At 72.8% G+C, this 15,327-nt stretch carries 19 protein-coding genes; 9 read left to right on the forward strand and 10 right to left on the reverse strand.

The features are described 5' to 3' along the window. Nucleotides 1-5: 5 nt before the first annotated feature. Both G6W55_RS03645 and G6W55_RS03650 read right to left on the reverse strand, forming a co-directional pair. Nucleotides 6-272 carry a DUF397 domain-containing protein gene (locus G6W55_RS03645; protein ID WP_175519308.1) on the reverse strand — a complete coding sequence of 89 codons (267 nt, stop codon included), beginning with the start codon at nucleotides 270-272 and terminating at the stop codon, nucleotides 6-8. Then, entirely contained in the window at nucleotides 253-1,095 is an 843-nt protein-coding gene (locus G6W55_RS03650) for a helix-turn-helix transcriptional regulator (RefSeq protein WP_175519309.1), read from the reverse strand. Before G6W55_RS03650 ends, G6W55_RS03645 begins: the two co-directional genes overlap by 20 nt. A gap of 114 nt (nucleotides 1,096-1,209) precedes the next feature. Between G6W55_RS03650 and G6W55_RS03655 the strand changes: the two genes are divergently transcribed. Together G6W55_RS03655 and G6W55_RS03660 are read left to right on the forward strand one after the other, a co-directional pair. Beyond that, nucleotides 1,210-1,443, forward strand: a complete 234-nt coding sequence (locus tag G6W55_RS03655; protein ID WP_254876126.1) for a hypothetical protein — start codon at nucleotides 1,210-1,212, stop codon at nucleotides 1,441-1,443. Continuing rightward, on the forward strand, nucleotides 1,424-1,648 hold the full coding sequence (locus tag G6W55_RS03660) for a hypothetical protein (RefSeq protein WP_175519192.1): 225 nt from the start codon (nucleotides 1,424-1,426) through the stop codon (nucleotides 1,646-1,648). Before G6W55_RS03655 ends, G6W55_RS03660 begins: the two co-directional genes overlap by 20 nt. 16 nt (nucleotides 1,649-1,664) lie before the next feature. Here G6W55_RS03660 and G6W55_RS03665 read toward each other — a convergent pair whose 3' ends face one another. The 3 genes from G6W55_RS03665 to murQ all read right to left on the reverse strand — a co-directional run bounded on the left by G6W55_RS03665 (nucleotide 1,665) and on the right by murQ (nucleotide 4,918). Beyond that, nucleotides 1,665-2,234, reverse strand: a complete 570-nt coding sequence (locus G6W55_RS03665; RefSeq protein WP_175519310.1) for a hypothetical protein — start codon at nucleotides 2,232-2,234, stop codon at nucleotides 1,665-1,667. 321 nt (nucleotides 2,235-2,555) lie between these two features. Then, on the reverse strand, nucleotides 2,556-3,935 hold the full coding sequence (locus G6W55_RS03670; protein ID WP_175519311.1) for a PTS transporter subunit EIIC: 1,380 nt from the start codon (nucleotides 3,933-3,935) through the stop codon (nucleotides 2,556-2,558). A 38-nt stretch (nucleotides 3,936-3,973) separates the two neighbouring features. Next, a complete protein-coding gene (gene murQ, locus G6W55_RS03675; protein WP_175519312.1) occupies nucleotides 3,974-4,918 on the reverse strand; it encodes an N-acetylmuramic acid 6-phosphate etherase in 945 nt (314 codons plus the stop codon). Between the two features lie 86 nt (nucleotides 4,919-5,004). Here murQ and G6W55_RS03680 point away from each other — a divergent pair, with 86 nt between their 5' ends. Both G6W55_RS03680 and G6W55_RS03685 read left to right on the forward strand, forming a co-directional pair. Next, nucleotides 5,005-5,400: a hypothetical protein gene (locus G6W55_RS03680; protein ID WP_175519313.1), complete on the forward strand. Its 396-nt coding sequence runs from the start codon at nucleotides 5,005-5,007 to the stop codon at nucleotides 5,398-5,400. Continuing rightward, the gene (locus G6W55_RS03685; RefSeq protein WP_175519314.1) at nucleotides 5,397-5,708 is read left to right on the forward strand and encodes a DUF4031 domain-containing protein; all 312 of its coding nucleotides are present in this window, start codon (nucleotides 5,397-5,399) and stop codon (nucleotides 5,706-5,708) included. The genes G6W55_RS03680 and G6W55_RS03685 overlap by 4 nt, the downstream gene beginning before the upstream one ends. Here the strand turns inward: G6W55_RS03685 and G6W55_RS03690 are convergent. After that, a complete protein-coding gene (locus G6W55_RS03690; RefSeq protein ID WP_175519315.1) occupies nucleotides 5,669-6,313 on the reverse strand; it encodes a hypothetical protein in 645 nt (214 codons plus the stop codon). The two genes, G6W55_RS03685 and G6W55_RS03690, sit on opposite strands and share 40 nt — an antisense overlap. A 96-nt stretch (nucleotides 6,314-6,409) precedes the next feature. On the opposite strand from G6W55_RS03690, the gene G6W55_RS03695 reads away from it, so the two are divergent. Then, a complete protein-coding gene (locus G6W55_RS03695; protein WP_175519316.1) occupies nucleotides 6,410-7,111 on the forward strand; it encodes a copper homeostasis protein CutC in 702 nt (233 codons plus the stop codon). 455 nt (nucleotides 7,112-7,566) lie between these two features. Here the strand turns inward: G6W55_RS03695 and G6W55_RS03700 are convergent, their stop codons facing one another. Then, on the reverse strand, nucleotides 7,567-9,654 hold the full coding sequence (locus tag G6W55_RS03700) for a UvrD-helicase domain-containing protein (protein WP_175519317.1): 2,088 nt from the start codon (nucleotides 9,652-9,654) through the stop codon (nucleotides 7,567-7,569). Nucleotides 9,655-9,953: 299 nt separating this feature from the next. Between G6W55_RS03700 and G6W55_RS03705 the strand changes: the two genes are divergently transcribed. Together G6W55_RS03705 and G6W55_RS03710 are read left to right on the forward strand one after the other, a co-directional pair. Further along, complete coding sequence (locus G6W55_RS03705; protein ID WP_030785439.1) at nucleotides 9,954-10,133, forward strand: hypothetical protein; 180 nt, start codon at nucleotides 9,954-9,956, stop codon at nucleotides 10,131-10,133. A 70-nt stretch (nucleotides 10,134-10,203) separates the two neighbouring features. After that, nucleotides 10,204-10,644 (forward strand): hypothetical protein, encoded by a 441-nt coding sequence (locus G6W55_RS03710; protein ID WP_244367930.1) that lies wholly within the window; start codon nucleotides 10,204-10,206, stop codon nucleotides 10,642-10,644. Between the two features lie 13 nt (nucleotides 10,645-10,657). On the opposite strand, the gene G6W55_RS03715 is transcribed toward G6W55_RS03710, so the two are convergent. The 3 genes from G6W55_RS03715 to G6W55_RS03725 form a co-directional block, all read right to left on the reverse strand. After that, on the reverse strand, nucleotides 10,658-12,304 hold the full coding sequence (locus tag G6W55_RS03715; RefSeq protein WP_030785434.1) for a DNA repair helicase XPB: 1,647 nt from the start codon (nucleotides 12,302-12,304) through the stop codon (nucleotides 10,658-10,660). Between the two features lie 96 nt (nucleotides 12,305-12,400). After that, complete coding sequence (locus tag G6W55_RS03720; protein ID WP_175519318.1) at nucleotides 12,401-13,270, reverse strand: GNAT family N-acetyltransferase; 870 nt, start codon at nucleotides 13,268-13,270, stop codon at nucleotides 12,401-12,403. Between the two features lie 104 nt (nucleotides 13,271-13,374). Then, nucleotides 13,375-14,214, reverse strand: coding sequence for a protein kinase (locus G6W55_RS03725; RefSeq protein ID WP_175519319.1), 840 nt, complete (start codon nucleotides 14,212-14,214; stop codon nucleotides 13,375-13,377). A 361-nt stretch (nucleotides 14,215-14,575) separates the two neighbouring features. On the opposite strand from G6W55_RS03725, the gene G6W55_RS03730 reads away from it, so the two are divergent. Continuing rightward, entirely contained in the window at nucleotides 14,576-14,740 is a 165-nt protein-coding gene (locus G6W55_RS03730; RefSeq protein ID WP_175519320.1) for a hypothetical protein, read from the forward strand. Between the two features lie 19 nt (nucleotides 14,741-14,759). Then, nucleotides 14,760-15,317: a hypothetical protein gene (locus G6W55_RS03735; protein ID WP_175519321.1), complete on the forward strand. Its 558-nt coding sequence runs from the start codon at nucleotides 14,760-14,762 to the stop codon at nucleotides 15,315-15,317. Nucleotides 15,318-15,327 lie beyond the last annotated feature (10 nt).

The raw sequence follows: 15,327 nt of genomic DNA on the forward strand, positions 1-15,327 counted from the left end.
TCACGTCAGCCCTTCTTGAGGCCCTCGACGAACGCGGACCACGCCTCGGCCCGGAACACGAGTTTCGGGCCGAGGGGGGTTTTGGAGTCGCGGACGGGGGTGAAGGGGGCGTGTCCGTCGGCGACTTCGAGGCAGTCGGCGCCATCGCCGCCGCTGTAGGTGGATTTGCGCCAGGTGGCGACTTCCAGGCAGTTCCCGCCCCCGCCGCCGCTGTAGCTGGACTTGCGCCAGGTGGCCTGCTTCAGGCTGTGCTCAAGGCTGTTCCGCTTCATGGGCGTAATCCTCTGCGGCTGATTCGATCAAGGCCAGGGATTCCTGCGGAGAGAGCGCGCTGGCTCTGAGGAGATCGTAACTCAGCTCGCATCGCGCGACGGTGGCCGGATCGTCGATCAACTGGCCGATGCCGATCCCGTCGAGGTAGGCGAGGGGTGGGGCGTCCGTGAAGGTCATCAGCTTGATGCCGCCGCCCAGCGCCCCGATGGTTCCCACCCGGAAGGGGAGTACCTGAGCGATGATCCGGTGTCCGCGGATCAGCGCGGCGATCCGGTGCAGGTTCTCTGCCATGGTCCGGGGGGAGCCCACGACGCGGCGCAGCGCCGCCTCGTCCAGAACCCACCACAACAAGGGGGGTGTTGGATCGGCGATGAGCCGGGCCCGGGACAGGCGGGCCTCGACCAGGTTCTCGATCTCGTCGTCCGACGCCGTCGGCTGGTAGGCGCGGAACACGGCCTGCGCGTAGGCGCGTGTCTGCAACAGGCCCGGGATCAGCGACGGCACGTACTGCCTGATCGTCTGCGCCATGGACTCCGCCTCGACGGCTTCCGTGAAGTGGTTCGGGTACCGGGACTTGTCGGCGGCCGTGCAGTTCCGCTCGAAGAAGCCGTCCGTGTTCAGCAGCTCGTCGACCTTCGAGGCCATGTCGGTCTGGAGGCGTCGCGTGCCCGCCTCCAGTTGGCCGATGAACGAACCGCTCACGAACAACCTCTGCCCCAAAGCTTCTTGACTGAGGCCGGATTTCTCGCGGGCGTGGCGGAGTTCGGCGCCGAGCAGGGCGCGGGGGGACGACGACGGGTCGAGGTCCTTCGGTCCGGGCATGGCAGCAACTCCTCGTCGCACAACCACCGTTGTTGGGGCGCCGTATCTGGCCAGGTTAGAGCTGTCGTCGCCACGCTGTGTGGTGAAAGCGGAACTCAGCGTGGAGGGATCGGCGTGGTCGAGAGAGCGGTCGGTGAGCGGATCGGGTCCACGGAGGAGGCGGTGGAACGCCTGCGCGAGGCGTTGCGCGGCGTCGGTGTCGTCCTGCCGTCGCTGCGGGTGGACCCCGTGACCTGGGCGGGGGCGCAGCCCTTCCCCCTGGTGGACCTCGGCCGGTGTCACCCGCTGGTCGCGGCGCGGCTGGCCGGCGTACTGCGGGAGGCGGCCGGTGACGACCGACGGCCGTGAGCCGGCGCGGCGCCCGTACGCGGTGGACGTGCGGGACGGGCGGATCGGCGAGGTGATGGGGAACGAGGGCGGTTACGTCCAGTTGCGCCCCGTCGGCGGCGGCCGCGAGTGGGACTGCCCACCGGAGTCCCTGCGGGAGGCGCCCCCGGGGGAGGTGCTCAGGGCGAGGGTGCGGCGCCTGAACAGGGAGGGGAGGCTGCCTTGAGGCGCAGGAAACGGTCCTACAGGTTGCCGAGCGGCTCGATGTCCACGCGGCGGGGCTCGCCCCAGATGCGGAGTACCTCGTAGTCGGTGAACTCGTGCACCAGGCGGTAGGCCATCGCGGGGCGCGAGCCGCGGCGGAGGGCGGCGAGGTACAGCTCGGCCTCGCGGCGGTCGCGGCGCGGGGTTCCGCAGAGCTGCCACTCCTGGCCGTTCCACAGTTCCGGCAGCCAGCGCTGCTGGGGCTGCGGGCGGTCGGCGCTGGTGCCGTACCGGGAGGGGGCGGTCTGGGCGTGCGCGGGCTGCGGCGCGGGGCCGTTGAACTCGGCTCGGCGGGCCGCGCGGCGGCGTGTCTCGCAGAGCAGGCACAGGTCGGGGGCGGCCTCGTCCACGGGGCCGTTCGGGTGCTCGGCGCAGCGGGTGGTGGGGGCGGCGGTGCCGACGCTCTCGTCCAGCAGCTCCAGGGCGCGCCGCAGATCGGTCCTGAACTCGTGCAGCCGGGCGTCGGTGGTGTCGGAGGTCAGGGCGTCACCGTGCTCCCCGAGCAGCCGGAGGGCACGGCCCAGGGCGGCGAGCTGGGCGTGGTTCATGACACCAAGGGTAGGGGGCGGCGCCGCGACCGGGGAGGCGCCGATGATCCGGGGGCGGCGGGTTGCAGGGGCAGCCCCAGCAACCCGCCGCCGCCGGGGCGTCTCGCGTCCGATCGACCCGCCCCGCTCGTCAGTCGCCGGTCCATGGGACCCCGGCGGGACCGCGGCAGCGCCCTCGGGCGCCCACGGTCGGCAGATGTGGTTCCGTCGGGCCGGGAGTGGAGAGGCCGGGGAAACCGCCTCAGGAACCGGACGCCGTGCGGGCCGCAGCCGCCCGTCCTCACCCCGCCGCAGGCGCCGTACGCGCCGCGATCACCGTTCTCACCCCGCCGCAGGCACCCCGCGCGCCGCCACCGCCTCCCTCACCCCGCCGAAGGCGTACGTCGCTGCGAAGCCGATCGCGTAGGACGTGGCCAGGCCGCCCGCGTAGATCGCTGTGGTGGTGGCCAGGCCGCGGTTGCCGGAGAGGAGGGGGAAGAGGGCCCAGCCCGACGGGCCGATCGCCGTCGCGCCGACGCGGTCGCCGAGCATCGCGAAGAAGCCCACGAACGCCCCGCCCGCCGCGCCGCCCGCGCAGGCGGTGAGGAAGGGTCGGCCGAGGGGGAGCGAGACGCCGTAGATGAGCGGCTCGCCGACGCCCAGCAGGCCCGCCGGGAGGGCCGAGCGGATCGTCGTCCGCAGCGAGGCGCCGAGCGGTGCGTCGTGCCGCAGCCGGACGTACACCGCCACCGCCGCGCCGACCTGCCCCGCGCCCGCCATCGCCAGCACCGGCAGCAGGACGGTGTAGCCCTGCTGGTCGATGAGGGTGGTGTGGATGGGGATGAGGGCCTGGTGCAGGCCGAGCATCACCAGCGGCAGGAACAGCCCGCCCAGGACCAGCCCGGCGAAGGCGCCGGTCGTCGCCAGCAGCCAGTTCGCCGCCGCGCCGATCGCCGAGGACACCGCGCCGGCCGCCCACATGATCCCGTACAGCGTGCCCAGGCCCGCGACGAGGACCGTCACCGCCGGGGTCAGCAGCACGTCCAGCGCGTCCGGGACCCGGCCCCGGCACGTCTTCTCGACCCACGTGGCGAGGAGCGCGGCGCCCAGCGCGCCCAGCACCCCGCCCTGGCCCGGGGAGAGCGTCACCCCGAAGGCCGTCACCTTCGCCACCCCGGGGTAGACGACGATCGCCGCGACCGCGCCGCCCAGCACCGGCGTCCCGCCGAACTCCTTCGCCGTGTTGTAGCCGACGAACACCGCGATCAGCGCCATGAACGCGGCGGCGACGGCGGCCAGGGCGGGGGTGAGGCCCGGCAGCAGCCCGGCGTTGACCAGCAGGCCGTTCAGCCCGGCCAGGATCCCGCAGCCGATCAGCGCCGGGATCAGCGGGACGAACACCCCGGCGAGGCGTCGTAGCACCGCCTTCAGCGGCCCCCCACGAGCGGGGGCGCCGACGGGCGGGGCCGTGGCCACCAGACGTTCGAACTCGGCCGTCACCCGGGTGACCACCCCCGGGCCCAGCACCACCTGGCAGGTGCCGTCGGACCGGACGAGGCCGAGCACGCCGGGCAGGGCCCGCAGCGCGGCGTCGTCCACCCGGCCGGGATCGGCCAGGGCCAGCCGCAGCCGGGTCATGCAGTGGGTGACGGACGTGACGTTCGCGGGGCCGCCGACGAGCGGCAGGATCGCGCTGGCGGTGGTGGAGGCGTCGATAGGCACCTTCCGAGCGTGCGGGTCGGGCCCCCGGCGCGTGCGGGTCAGCCGCCCGACGCGCCGAGCGCGGCGCGCAGATGGCCGCCGGACTCCTCCAGAAGGCGGGCGGCGGACGGGCCGTCCACCCCGGCCAGCAGCACCAGGACGGCGTCCTTCACCTCGCCGCCGGTGGCCGTGAGCGCCGCCTCGATCTCCGCGTCCGGCGCGCCCGTGGCCAGGGCGACGATCCGCCGGGAGCGGGCGCGCAGCTTCTCGTTGGAGGCGCGGACGTCGACCATCAGGTTCCCGTACGTCTTGCCCAGCCGGATCATCGTGATCGTCGAGATCATGTTGAGCACCAGCTTCTGGGCCGTGCCCGCCTTCAGCCGGGTGGAGCCGGTGAGCAGCTCGGGGCCGACCACCACCTCGACACGGTGCTCGGCGGCCGCCGCCAGCGCGCTGTCCGGGTTGCAGGCCAGCCCGACGGTCAGCGCGCCCCGGGCCCGCGCGTGCTCCACGGCGCCGATCGCGTACGGGGTGCGGCCCGAGGCGGAGACGCCGATCACCGTGTCGTCGGGGGTCAGCCGGAGCGCGCCCAGGTCCTCGGCGGCCAGCTCCCGGGAGTCCTCCGCGCCCTCCACCGACGTCACCAGCGCGGCGGGGCCGCCCGCGAGGACCCCGATGACCTGTCCGGGCGCGGTGTTGAAGGTCGGCGGGCACTCGGACGCGTCGAGCACCCCGAGCCGCCCTGCCGTCCCGGCCCCGGCGTAGACCAGCCGGCCGCCCCGGGCCATCCGTTCGGCGACGGCGTCGATCACGGCGGCGATCCGGGGGAGCTGGGTCGCGACGGCGGCGGGTACGGCGCTGTCCTCGCCGTTCATCAGCCGGGCGATGTCGAGGGTGGACATCCGGTCGATCTCGGCGAGGTCCGGCCGGAACGCCTCGGTGGGCAGGGAGTCCAGCTCGGCGCGGAGACCGTCGGGGGCGTCGGAGGGGGTGAGGGAGGTCATTCCTGAAATGTATTTCCTTCGCCTTCCTTCGCCTTCGTTTCGCCTTCGTTCTTCGAGGAGCGGTCGAGACCGCGCACAATGGGGACATGGATCCCTCCGCCGACCTGCCGAGCCCCCTGGAGCGGACGCTGCACGCCGCGCGCGCCCTCGTCCTGGCCGATCTGGCCGCGCACCAGGTCGCCGCGCCGGACGTGGTGTCCATGGTCGAGGACTCGGTGGTGCAGCGGCGCTGGTGGGCGGAGCAGTGGCCGGACGGCATGCCCTATGTGGCCGGGCTGGTCGCGCAGGACGTGCAGGACGCGCTGCTGGAGCGGTACGGGCGCTGGCCGCTGTGCCCGGTGTGCGGCTCGGGCGACCCGCACGCGCTGGACGTGGAGCCGGAGCTGGGCCCCGATCCGCACTGGGTGTGCCACCAGGCGGGCGTGAAGGTCGCGGCGGTGGGCGCGCTGGGCGCGGCCCTCGGCGGATCGTCCCCGTCGTGACGGTCTACATCGACCCGCCGAACTGGCCGGGGCACGGGCGCATGTGGTCCCACCTGGTCAGCGACGTCTCCTACGACGAACTGCACGCGTTCGCCGAGGAGTCGGGCGTGCCCCGGCGCGCCTTCGAGCGGGACCACTACGACATCCCCTCCCACCGGTACGCCGATCTGGTCGCCGCGGGCGCGGTGGAGGTCGGCAGCCGTGACGTGGTGCGGCTGCTGCACGCGGCGGGGCTGCGGCGGCGCAAGGGCGGCGGCCGGGTCCCGGATCAGGAGTCCAGCAGCTCCAGTTCGCCGCGCAGGTTGTAGCGGGCCGTCGGCTCCCACTCGGCGGCGCCGTACGGGGTGTGGAACAGCCGTGGCAGGTCCAGGAGTTGGCGCAGGATCGCGGAACGGCCGGCGCGGAAGGCGTCGTTCGGCACGAAGTGGTACTCCTCGCGCACGGCCGCGGTGTAGGCGGCGTACGCGGACGGCGGCGCGGCGAGGATCGCGAGGTCGGCGTCGCACAGCACCTGGCCGTCGCGGTCGTCGTCGGCCGGGTCGTGGGTGACGGTGAGCCGGACCAGCCGGGCGACCTCGGCGGTGCGGGCGTCGGGGACGCCGGCCTCCGGCAGGGCGCGCTCGGCGAGCCGGGCGGAGCGTTCCTCGTTCTCGGAGCGGTCGGGCAGGTACACGGCGTCGTGGAACCAGGCGGCGAGGCGGACGGCGGCCGGGTCGGTGGCGTACGCCTCCAGCGTGTCCACGTGGTCGAGGACCGCGGTGAGGTGGGTGAGCGTGTGGTAGTGGCGCTGCGGCTCCTGCCAGCGGGTCAGGAGACGGTCGGCGTAGAGCGCCGGGTCGGGGCCCTCGCGGTGGTCGCGGGCTGCCTGGAGGGTGTCTGCGAAACGGGCGCGCAGCGCGTCTGGATCGGCCATGGCCTCATTGTCGCGCGGACGGGGATACCCTTGAATTGGTGTAGACCTATCGTGCGGGTGTCCGATGCCGTAGCCGACGTCGATGAATGGGGTTCCATGAGCGAGCGTGCACTTCTGGAGGTGATCGCCCTCGACGCCGAGGACGCCGTCGCCGCGCAGGCGGGAGGCGCGGACCGGCTGGAGCTGGTCACCGACATGGCCGCGGACGGACTCACCCCGCCCGTCGAGGTCTTCGCCTCGATCAGGGCCGCCGTCGGGATCCCGCTGCGGGTGATGCTGCGGCTGGCGGACGGGTTCGCGGCGGGGGACGTCGACCGGCTCGCGCGCGCCGCGCGTGATCTGCGGTCGGCCGGGGCCGAGGAGTTCGTGCTCGGCTTCCTCGACGCCGACGGCGGGCCCGACCTGGCCGCGCTGGAGCGGATCGTCGCCGCACTGGACGGCCGCCCCTGGACCTTCCACCGGGCCCTGGACCACGCCGCCGACCGCGACACCCTGCGCAAGCAGGTGGACGGCCTGCCCGGCCTCGACACCTACCTGACCGCCGGCGCGGCGGCCGGCGTCGACGAGGGCCTCCCGACCCTCCTCGCCGAGGCGGCCCGCACCGGCGAACAGGGCTACGAGCAGCAGCTCCTCGTCGGCGGCGGCCTCCACCTCGCCCACGTCCCCACCCTCCGCACGGCGGGCATCACCGCCTTCCACATCGGCGGCGCGGCCCGCCCGGACGGCTGGACGGGCCCGGTCTCGTCGGCGGCGGTACAGGAATGGCGTACGGCGCTGGACACCCCGCCGACGCCGTAGCCGGGTCCGGCCGGGACGCCTCCGACGGGGCGGCCACGTGACGCGACGCGGGGGACGGCAGGCCGGGCGGGACACCGGGCGCGGGCGCCCTGGCGGGGCTCAGCCGTCGGGGTGTTCGGCGGGGTCGCGGGACGTGGTGCGCGGGGTTCCCCGTGGTTCCGCGCACCGGGCCCCCGTGGCGCAGTGTGCCGCCCCCCCGAGCGGCAGCCTTCTGGCTGCTTCTGGCTGTGTCGGCGGGGCCGCCTGGAGGGGCGTGCGGACCGGCGTGGCGCGCAGCCCGCGCGGTTGTGTCGGCGGAGCCGTCAAGTGCCGTGCCTCGGACGCGAGTTGTTCCGGCGGGCCGGTGCGTGCGGTGTACGGGGTGCCGTCATGGCTCGACCTGTCGGGCACCCTGTGGCCCCCGGCGGGCAGCGCGCCGGACGCCTCCTCGGGCAGCGCGCCGGGCGCCCCGTCGTTCAGACCCCGAGCTGGTCCGGCAACGGGGACGCGTGGGTCACCGTAAGCCCCGAGACCGCCCGGGTCAGGGTGACGTACAGGCGGCGCAGGCCCGTGCGTTCGTCGGGTTCGGCGTCGACGATCGCGCGCGGGTCGTCCAGGACCACGTAGTCGTACTCCAGGCCCTTGGCCAGGGACGCCGGGACCAGGGTGAGGCGGGTGGCGTGGGTGGTCTCCTCGCCGGGGGAGAGCGCGGTGACGCCCGCCGCCGCGAGCGCCTCGGCGAGGAGCGGGATCCGTGTGTCGGCCGCGATCAGCCCGGTCGACCCCTCGTGGCGCAGCAGCTCCTCGCAGGCGGCGACGACCTCGGCGGGGTCCGAGACCGGCCGCAGCTCGAAGAAGCCCGGGTTCTCCCGGACCGAGGCGACCGGGGTGAGACCGGGCGCGATGTGGGGCAGCAGACGGGAGGCGTACGTGATGACGTCCGTCGGGACGCGGAAACCGGCCGTCAGCTCCTCGATCACCGCGTCCGGCTTGCCGAGATGGCCCAGCGCCTCCGCCCACCCGCGCGTCGCCCACGGCGTGGTGCCCTGCGCCAGGTCGCCGAGGACCGTCGCGCTGCCGGTGGTGCAGCGGCGGCCCACGGCCCGGTACTGCATGGGGGAGAGGTCCTGCGCCTCGTCCAGGACGACATGACCCAGCGAGGGCGTGCGCTCGACGACGTCCGTCGCCTCGTCGATCAGCACCGCGTCCGCGGCCGACCAGCGCGCCGACTTCACCGACCGCACCGGCTTCGCCCACCGGATCGTCTTCTGCTCCTCCTCGGTGAGGACCCCTGCCGCGTGCTCGGCGAGGAACTCCGCGTCCGTGAGCAGCCGCAGCACCAGCTTCGCCGGATCGACCGGCGGCCAGACCGCCTTCACCGCCGCCTTCACCGCGCTGTTGCGCGCGACCGCGTCCTGCACCCGGTCGTCCGGCGCCTCACCGGAACGTTCCATCTGCACCAGCACCGCGTGCGCGATCCGCTGCGGCAGCGCCTCCCGGGCGGCGCCGTACCGGATGTCCCGGTCGAGCAGCTCGCGGACCATCTCCTCCAGTTCGTACGCCGGCACCCGCCACCGCCGGGAGCCGCGCACCACCACGACCGGCTCGGTGGGCATCGTGACGTGCGCGTAGACGGCCCGCCGGACCACCTCCGCCATCCGCGCGTCGCCCTTCACGACCGCCGCGTCCGCGTCGTCCGTGCCCCGCACCTCCACATGGGCCACCAGGTCGTCGACCGTCGCCTGCCGCACCGACAGCTCGCCCAGCGCGGGCAGCACCTGCTCGATGTAGTGCAGGAAGGACCGGTTCGGCCCGATGACCAGCGTGCCGGTACGGGCCAGCCGCTCCCGGTGCGCGTACAGCAGATAGGCGACCCGGTGCAGGCCGACCGCCGTCTTCCCGGTGCCGGGCCCGCCCTGCACGCACACGGTCCCGCCCAGCCCGGAACGGACGATCTCGTCCTGCTCCGGCTGGATCGTCGCGACGATGTCCCGCATCGGGCCGACACGCGGCCGCTCGATCTCCTGCTGGAGCAGCCGGCTGGTGCGGGCGCTCTCCTCCGGGTCGGAGAGATGCTCGTCCTCGTACGCGGTCAGGTCACCGCCGGTGTAGCCGAAGCGGCGCCGCAGTCCGACGTCCATCGGGTCCTTCTTCGAGGCCCGGTAGAACGGCTGCGAGACGGGAGCACGCCAGTCGATGACCATGGGGTCGCCGTCCGCGTCGTGCACATGCCGGCGCCCGATGTACAGCTTCTGATCAGCGGCCTCCGGCCCCGGGCGCTCCCCCTCCGCGCCCTCGGCCCGCTCGGCGCCGGGCGCGTGCAGATAGTCGAGCCGGCCGAAGAACAGCGGGGTGTCGCTGAGGTCGGCGAGCGCCCGGATACGGTCCTCGATCTGGCGGCCCAGGATCTGCGCGTTGACCCAGTTCGCCGTGACGTCGCTGATGTCGAGCGACTCGACGTCCTCCCGCATGGCCCGCAGGGCGGCCCGGGAGGAGGCGAGGTGGGCGCGCTCCCGGCCGAGGGGATCGTCGTCGAGGGGCGTGGACGTGGACGGCGTGGACAAGGGGGTGCCTCCGGGCCGGGCTGGGAACGGGCTGGGCTACGGCGATGCCGTCTGGGCTACGGCGATGCCGTCCGGTTTCCGTCCGGACGACGGCACTCCGACGGGAGGCGGGCAAGAGCGGAGATTCTAGGTGAGCGGCGGGAAGCGCGCCAACGCGTTTTCCGGCACCCCGCGCTACCCCGAGAGGCGGGCCCTACGACCCGTAGGGGAGAACGGCCCCACGGCCGTACCCAGGTAGTACGCCAAGTGGGGACCTTCGACCGATGCCCCCTTTATGCCCGTGCGCGCACCATGGAGACATGAGTGCAGCGACCATCACCCCGGCCCCCGGTCGCCCGTCCGGTGCGACACCCCTCACCCACGCCCACCGGCACCCCCTCGGTGACGCCCTGCGCGCGATCAGAGTCTTCGCGGGCGCCGCCTTCGACGTGATCATCCTCGGCGAGTACGGCGAGGAGGCGGGCGTCCGCCGCCGCTGAGTATGTACACGCGCCCGACTGAGTATCCGCACCGGTGCGGGCGGCGGGCCCTCGCGGCTTCACTGGTCGTATGAGCCCACAGCAGCACGTCGCCGGCCGGCCCCCGCGGCCGGCCCAGCCGCTCCACCCGGCCTACTTCGCCCCCTACGCGATGGCGCCCGTGCCCGTCGCCCCGCGCGACCACCGCGACCCGATGGCGTGGATCGCCCCGACGGTCGCGACGGTGCTGCTGGCCCTGCTGGCGCCGACGGCGGTGATCTTCGGCGGATTCTCCGCGATGGCGACCGACGGCTGCGGCTCCGAGGGCTGTTCGGAGGCCCTGACGACGTCCCTGAACCTGATCTACGGCACCCTGTTCTTCGGCGGCTTCCTCACCCACGCCGCCTGGATCACCGCCTGGGCGCTGCCCTGGACCCGCCGCTGGTCGGTCACCCGGATATGGGTGGCCGCCGTCTCCCTGGTCCCGCCCCTGCTCGTCCTGCTCCTGGTCTTCACGCTTCCGGCGCCGTGAGCGAGCCGGTCGCTCAGCTCTCCTCCGCCAGCAGCTCGTCCGCGTCCATGATCCGGTACGCGTACCCCTGCTCGGCCAGGAAGCGCTGGCGGTGGGCCGCGAAGTCCTGGTCGATGGTGTCGCGGGCGACCACCGAGTAGAAGTGGGCCTGGTGGCCGTCCGCCTTGGGCCGCAGCACCCGGCCGAGGCGCTGTGCCTCCTCCTGGCGGGAGCCGAAGGTGCCCGAGACCTGGACGGCGACCGTCGCCTCCGGCAGGTCGATGGAGAAGTTCGCGACCTTCGACACCACCAGCACGCTGATCTCGCCCTCCCGGAAGGCGTCGAAGAGCCGCTCGCGCTGCGCGTTGGACGTCTCGCCCTTGATCACGGGCGCGTTCAGATGCTCGCCGAGTTCGTCGAGCTGGTCGATGTACTGCCCGATGACGAGGATCTGCTGCCCGGCGAACCGCCGCACGATCGCCTCCGTCACCTTCCGCTTCGTCGCCGTCGTCGCACAGAAGCGGTACTTCTCCTCCGCCTCGGCGGTCGCGTACGCCAGCCGCTCGGAGTCGGTGAGGTTGACCCGGACCTCGACGCAGTCGGCGGGCGCGATGTACCCCTGCGCCTCGATCTCCTTCCACGGCGCGTCGAACCGCTTGGGCCCGATCAGGGAGAAGACGTCGGACTCACGGCCGTCCTCCCGCACCAGCGTCGCCGTCAGGCCGAGCCGCCGCCGGGCCTGGAGGTCGGCGGTGAACTTGAAGACCGGGGCTGGCAGCAGATGCACCTCGTCGTAGACGATCAGCCCCCAGTCCCGGGAGTCGAACAGCTCCAGGTGCGGGTAGACGCCCTTCCGTCTGGTCGTCAGCACCTGGTAGGTGGCGATGGTGACCGGGCGGATCTCCTTCTTCGTACCGCTGTACTCGCCGATCTCGTCCTCGGTGAGCGAGGTCCGCTTCACCAGCTCGTGCTTCCACTGCCGGGCCGAGACCGTGTTGGTGACGAGGATCAGCGTGGTCGACTTCGCCTGGGCCATCGAACCGGCGCCGACCAGCGTCTTGCCCGCGCCGCAGGGCAGCACCACGACCCCGCTGCCGCCGTGCCAGAAGTTCTCCACCGCCTGCTTCTGGTACGGCCGGAGCGCCCAGCCGTCCTCGGCCAGCTCGATCGGGTGCGCCTCGCCGTCCACGTACCCGGCGAGGTCCTCGGCCGGCCAGCCCAGCTTCAGCAGCGTCTGCTTGATCTGCCCGCGCTCGGAGGGGTGCACGGCCACGGTGTCCGGGTCGATCCGGGCGCCGACCAGCGGAGCGACCCGCTTCGAGCGCAGGATCTCCTCGAGGACCGGCCGGTCGGTGGTCGTCAGGACCAGCCCGTGCGCCGGATGCTTGGACAGCGTCAGCCGGCCGTAGCGGTCCATCGTCTCCGCGATGTCGACGAGCAGCGCGTGCGGCACCGGATAGCGGCTGTACTCGACGAGCGCGTCCACCACCTGCTCCGCGTCGTGCCCGGCGGCCCGCGCGTTCCACAGCCCCAGCGGCGTCACCCGGTAGGTGTGGATGTGCTCCGGCGCCCGCTCCAGCTCGGCGAACGGCGCGATGGCCCGACGGCAGTCGTCGGCCCGCTCGTGGTCGACCTCCAGCAGCAGGGTCTTGTCCGACTGCACGATCAGCGGTCCGTTCACGTCGTACGCACATCCTTTCCGCACGGCCAAACGTCCAGTGTGCCCCATGGGCGAGTGACGACGGAGCGATCCGGGACGCCGGCCGGGCCCCGGCGGCTACACCCGTGTCGTACGACTGAAGCCGAGGGAGGCCAGTCCCTCCGACCGGCACAGCAGATCCGAAGGGCCGCCGACCTCGGTCTGGAGGAGCTGGTAGGCGGCGCCGCGGGACTGGCCCCAGTGCATCGCGGCCCGCCAGAGGACGCGGCCCAGGCCCTGTCCCCGGGCCTCGGGCAGGACGCCGAAGTACTGGGGCAGGAGCTGGGGGCATCCGATCGCGTCGGGGCGTACCTCCAGGGGACCGATCGCACCCACGATGCGGTCCTCGACGGCAGCGGCGAGGACCGGCCCGCACCGGCCTTCCCGCATCCGGCGGTGCAGGAAGGCCAGGCCGTCGGCCGCCATGGCCGTGGCGAACGAGGCGAACGTCTCCCGCACGGCGGCCGGCCATGCGGCGACGGGGCGCACCGGGCCGCCGGGGTCGGGGCACGCGCGGGCGGCGAAGTCCTGGAGCTGGACGCGGGTGCCGCGCGGGGACCCGGTCTCGGGACCGAGCGGACGCACGACCCTCGCGTCGGCCGCGCCGTGCACGGCGGCGAGCTGCGCGGCCAGACCGGCGGCTTCGTCCACGACACCGTCGTGATGCCCATAGGCGAACATCTTGACGACGCCGCGCCCGCGTCGGCTCAGCGTGGGGACGAGCGTGCGGTCGGGCCGGTGCACCACGCCGTGGCGAAGGACCGTCTCGTCCTTCTCGCCGCTCCAGCGCCGGTCCTTGTCGTAGGGGAGAAAGGACCGGCCGGTGACCGCCGCTCGCAGCGTGTCCTCGAAGAGGTCGACGGTGAGGACGTGCGGGTGGACGGGGCCGAGTGTCGGCACGATCGGCGCGGTCAACACCGGCCGAAGCCATTCCCAGCGGAAGAACATGAGCGGCACCCTAACGGCCGGACGACCGGGGCCTGGGAGAACGGTCACCGGTACGGGCGGGGTCATGATCTGTTCTCCCCGGTGACGAACCTGCGCTTCGGAAGTCAGCTCATCAGAGCCTTGCCCACCTCGTGGACGGTGGGCCGGTCCCGCGGCGCATGGCTGAGCATCGCGTCGATCAACTCGCCCAGCTCACCGGGCGCCTTCACGGGCCGGCGCCGACCGTTCGCCACGGCCTCTCTCTGTACCGAGCGGGGTGCGTCGTCCGGGTACTCCATTGCACGCCAGCCGGTGGCGGAGATGAGCAGGGAGGCGCCGAGCGCGTACACGTCGGCTTCCGGCGTGGGCTCGGCTTCTCCGGTGTCGAGCACGCTGCGTGCGATCTCCGGTGCTTCGTAGTGGACGAGGCAGCCGCGGAACGGGAAGTCGTACCCCTCGGGCACGTGGCCGCCCCGGGCAAGGGCGAGGTCGATGAGGTGCGTTCGTTCCGGGCCGATGATGAAGTGGGCGGGCTGTACGTCACCGTGTGCCCAGCCCTTGGCGTGGAGTTCGGCCAGCGCCTCGACGCAGCCCGACGCCACGCCCGTGTGCGGCGCGACGGAGGAGTCCGGTCCACGGCAGGGCTCCCAGAGCCGGTACAGGTCCGGACCCTCGTGCCACGGCTGGACGTTCCAGGTACCGCGTTCCCATTCGCCGTACGCGAGGTCGACCAGGCCGAGGCGCAGCAGAACGGCCCCTTCACGTGCGGGCGCGAGGGCGGTCCAGGGCTGGGCGGCCCATTCCTCCGTGGCCTCGATCGGGTGGCCGACTTTCACGGCGTAGTGGCCTCGATGGCTTTCCACCTCCCACACCGTGGAGCCCCGGTGGTCCAGGACCAGGCGCTGGGACGTGGGCATGAGCGCGTCGAGCACCACGAGCGGCAGTTCAGGGGGTGACCCGGGCAACGTCTGTTCTCCTTCCGGTCGAACGCGGCCGACCACGAGTCGAGGCCGGCCGCGTCGCTTCTGTCGGGCGAGCGACCCCGATCCACCCTGGGTGACGTACTACGACGAGACGAAGCTGATTGTGGGTACGGGGATCGCCCATGGCCGGCCGGGCGAAGCAGCGACCGCCGAACGTCTGATCGCGGATGCGTTGCGGCGTGAGGCCCGCACCAAGGTCCAGCGGGGAGCCTGTGGGCGTGGCACGTTTACGGCAGCTCTGTAACGAGGCTGCCACGGCACCCACCGGCATCTGATATTCCGCAGTGCTCACTGTCGGTCTGTGTCACCATCAATCTCCCTTTGCCATAGGAAGGTTGGTCAAATGGCCTGGACGGATGACCACAAAGTCAAGATTATCGTCGGCGTCCTGGGCGCACTGGCGGTGATTGCCGCCGCAGTCATCACCGGCCTCATGAAGTCGGACTCCACCACTGTGGACCAGAAGACCGGAGGGGACGGCACCGTCTGCGTACAGGCCTCGTGCTAGGCGGCGTTGGGACATCGGCATGCGGATGGTGGCGGAGGGCGGTGACGGTGCGAACGGCGACGGCTCGAACGGGGGCACCGGCCAGGAGAACGCCACCGGTTCCGTCTCGGGCGAAGCAGCCCCGGTGCGGGTCGCGTTGTCCGGCGGAAACCTTCCGAGTGGCTTGCAGGACTCGGCGGACGGCTGTTGGACAGGCATCTGCACAGACTGGAACGTCGACGATGTGGTCGTCGGCGATAAATCCTTCGGCACCGGCTTCGTCATCAAGTGCACGCTCGCGTGCGGGGAACACGAGAACGGCTGGTTCCAGATGAAGCTCGCCGACCGGTACACCAAGCTCGACGCGACGTTCGGAATCGCCGCCGACTCCCGGGACGACGACGGGACACGGGCGCTGAAACTGAACGTGATCAACCAGGGCACAGGGCAGGTTCTCCACACGGGGACGCTGGAGCGCGGCAGGAGCTACGCCCTGACCGGTTTTGACATCTCGGGCGTCGGGATGCTGCGGATCTCCTTCGAAGGAGCGCTCGGCGGGGTCCACGGAGCAGTGGGAGCCCCGGTTGTCCGTAGATGAGGGAGTGATG

The organism is Streptomyces sp. CAI-85 (genome assembly GCF_013363615.1).
In the GTDB taxonomy this organism is placed as follows: Bacteria; Actinomycetota; Actinomycetes; order Streptomycetales; family Streptomycetaceae; genus Streptomyces; species Streptomyces antibioticus_B.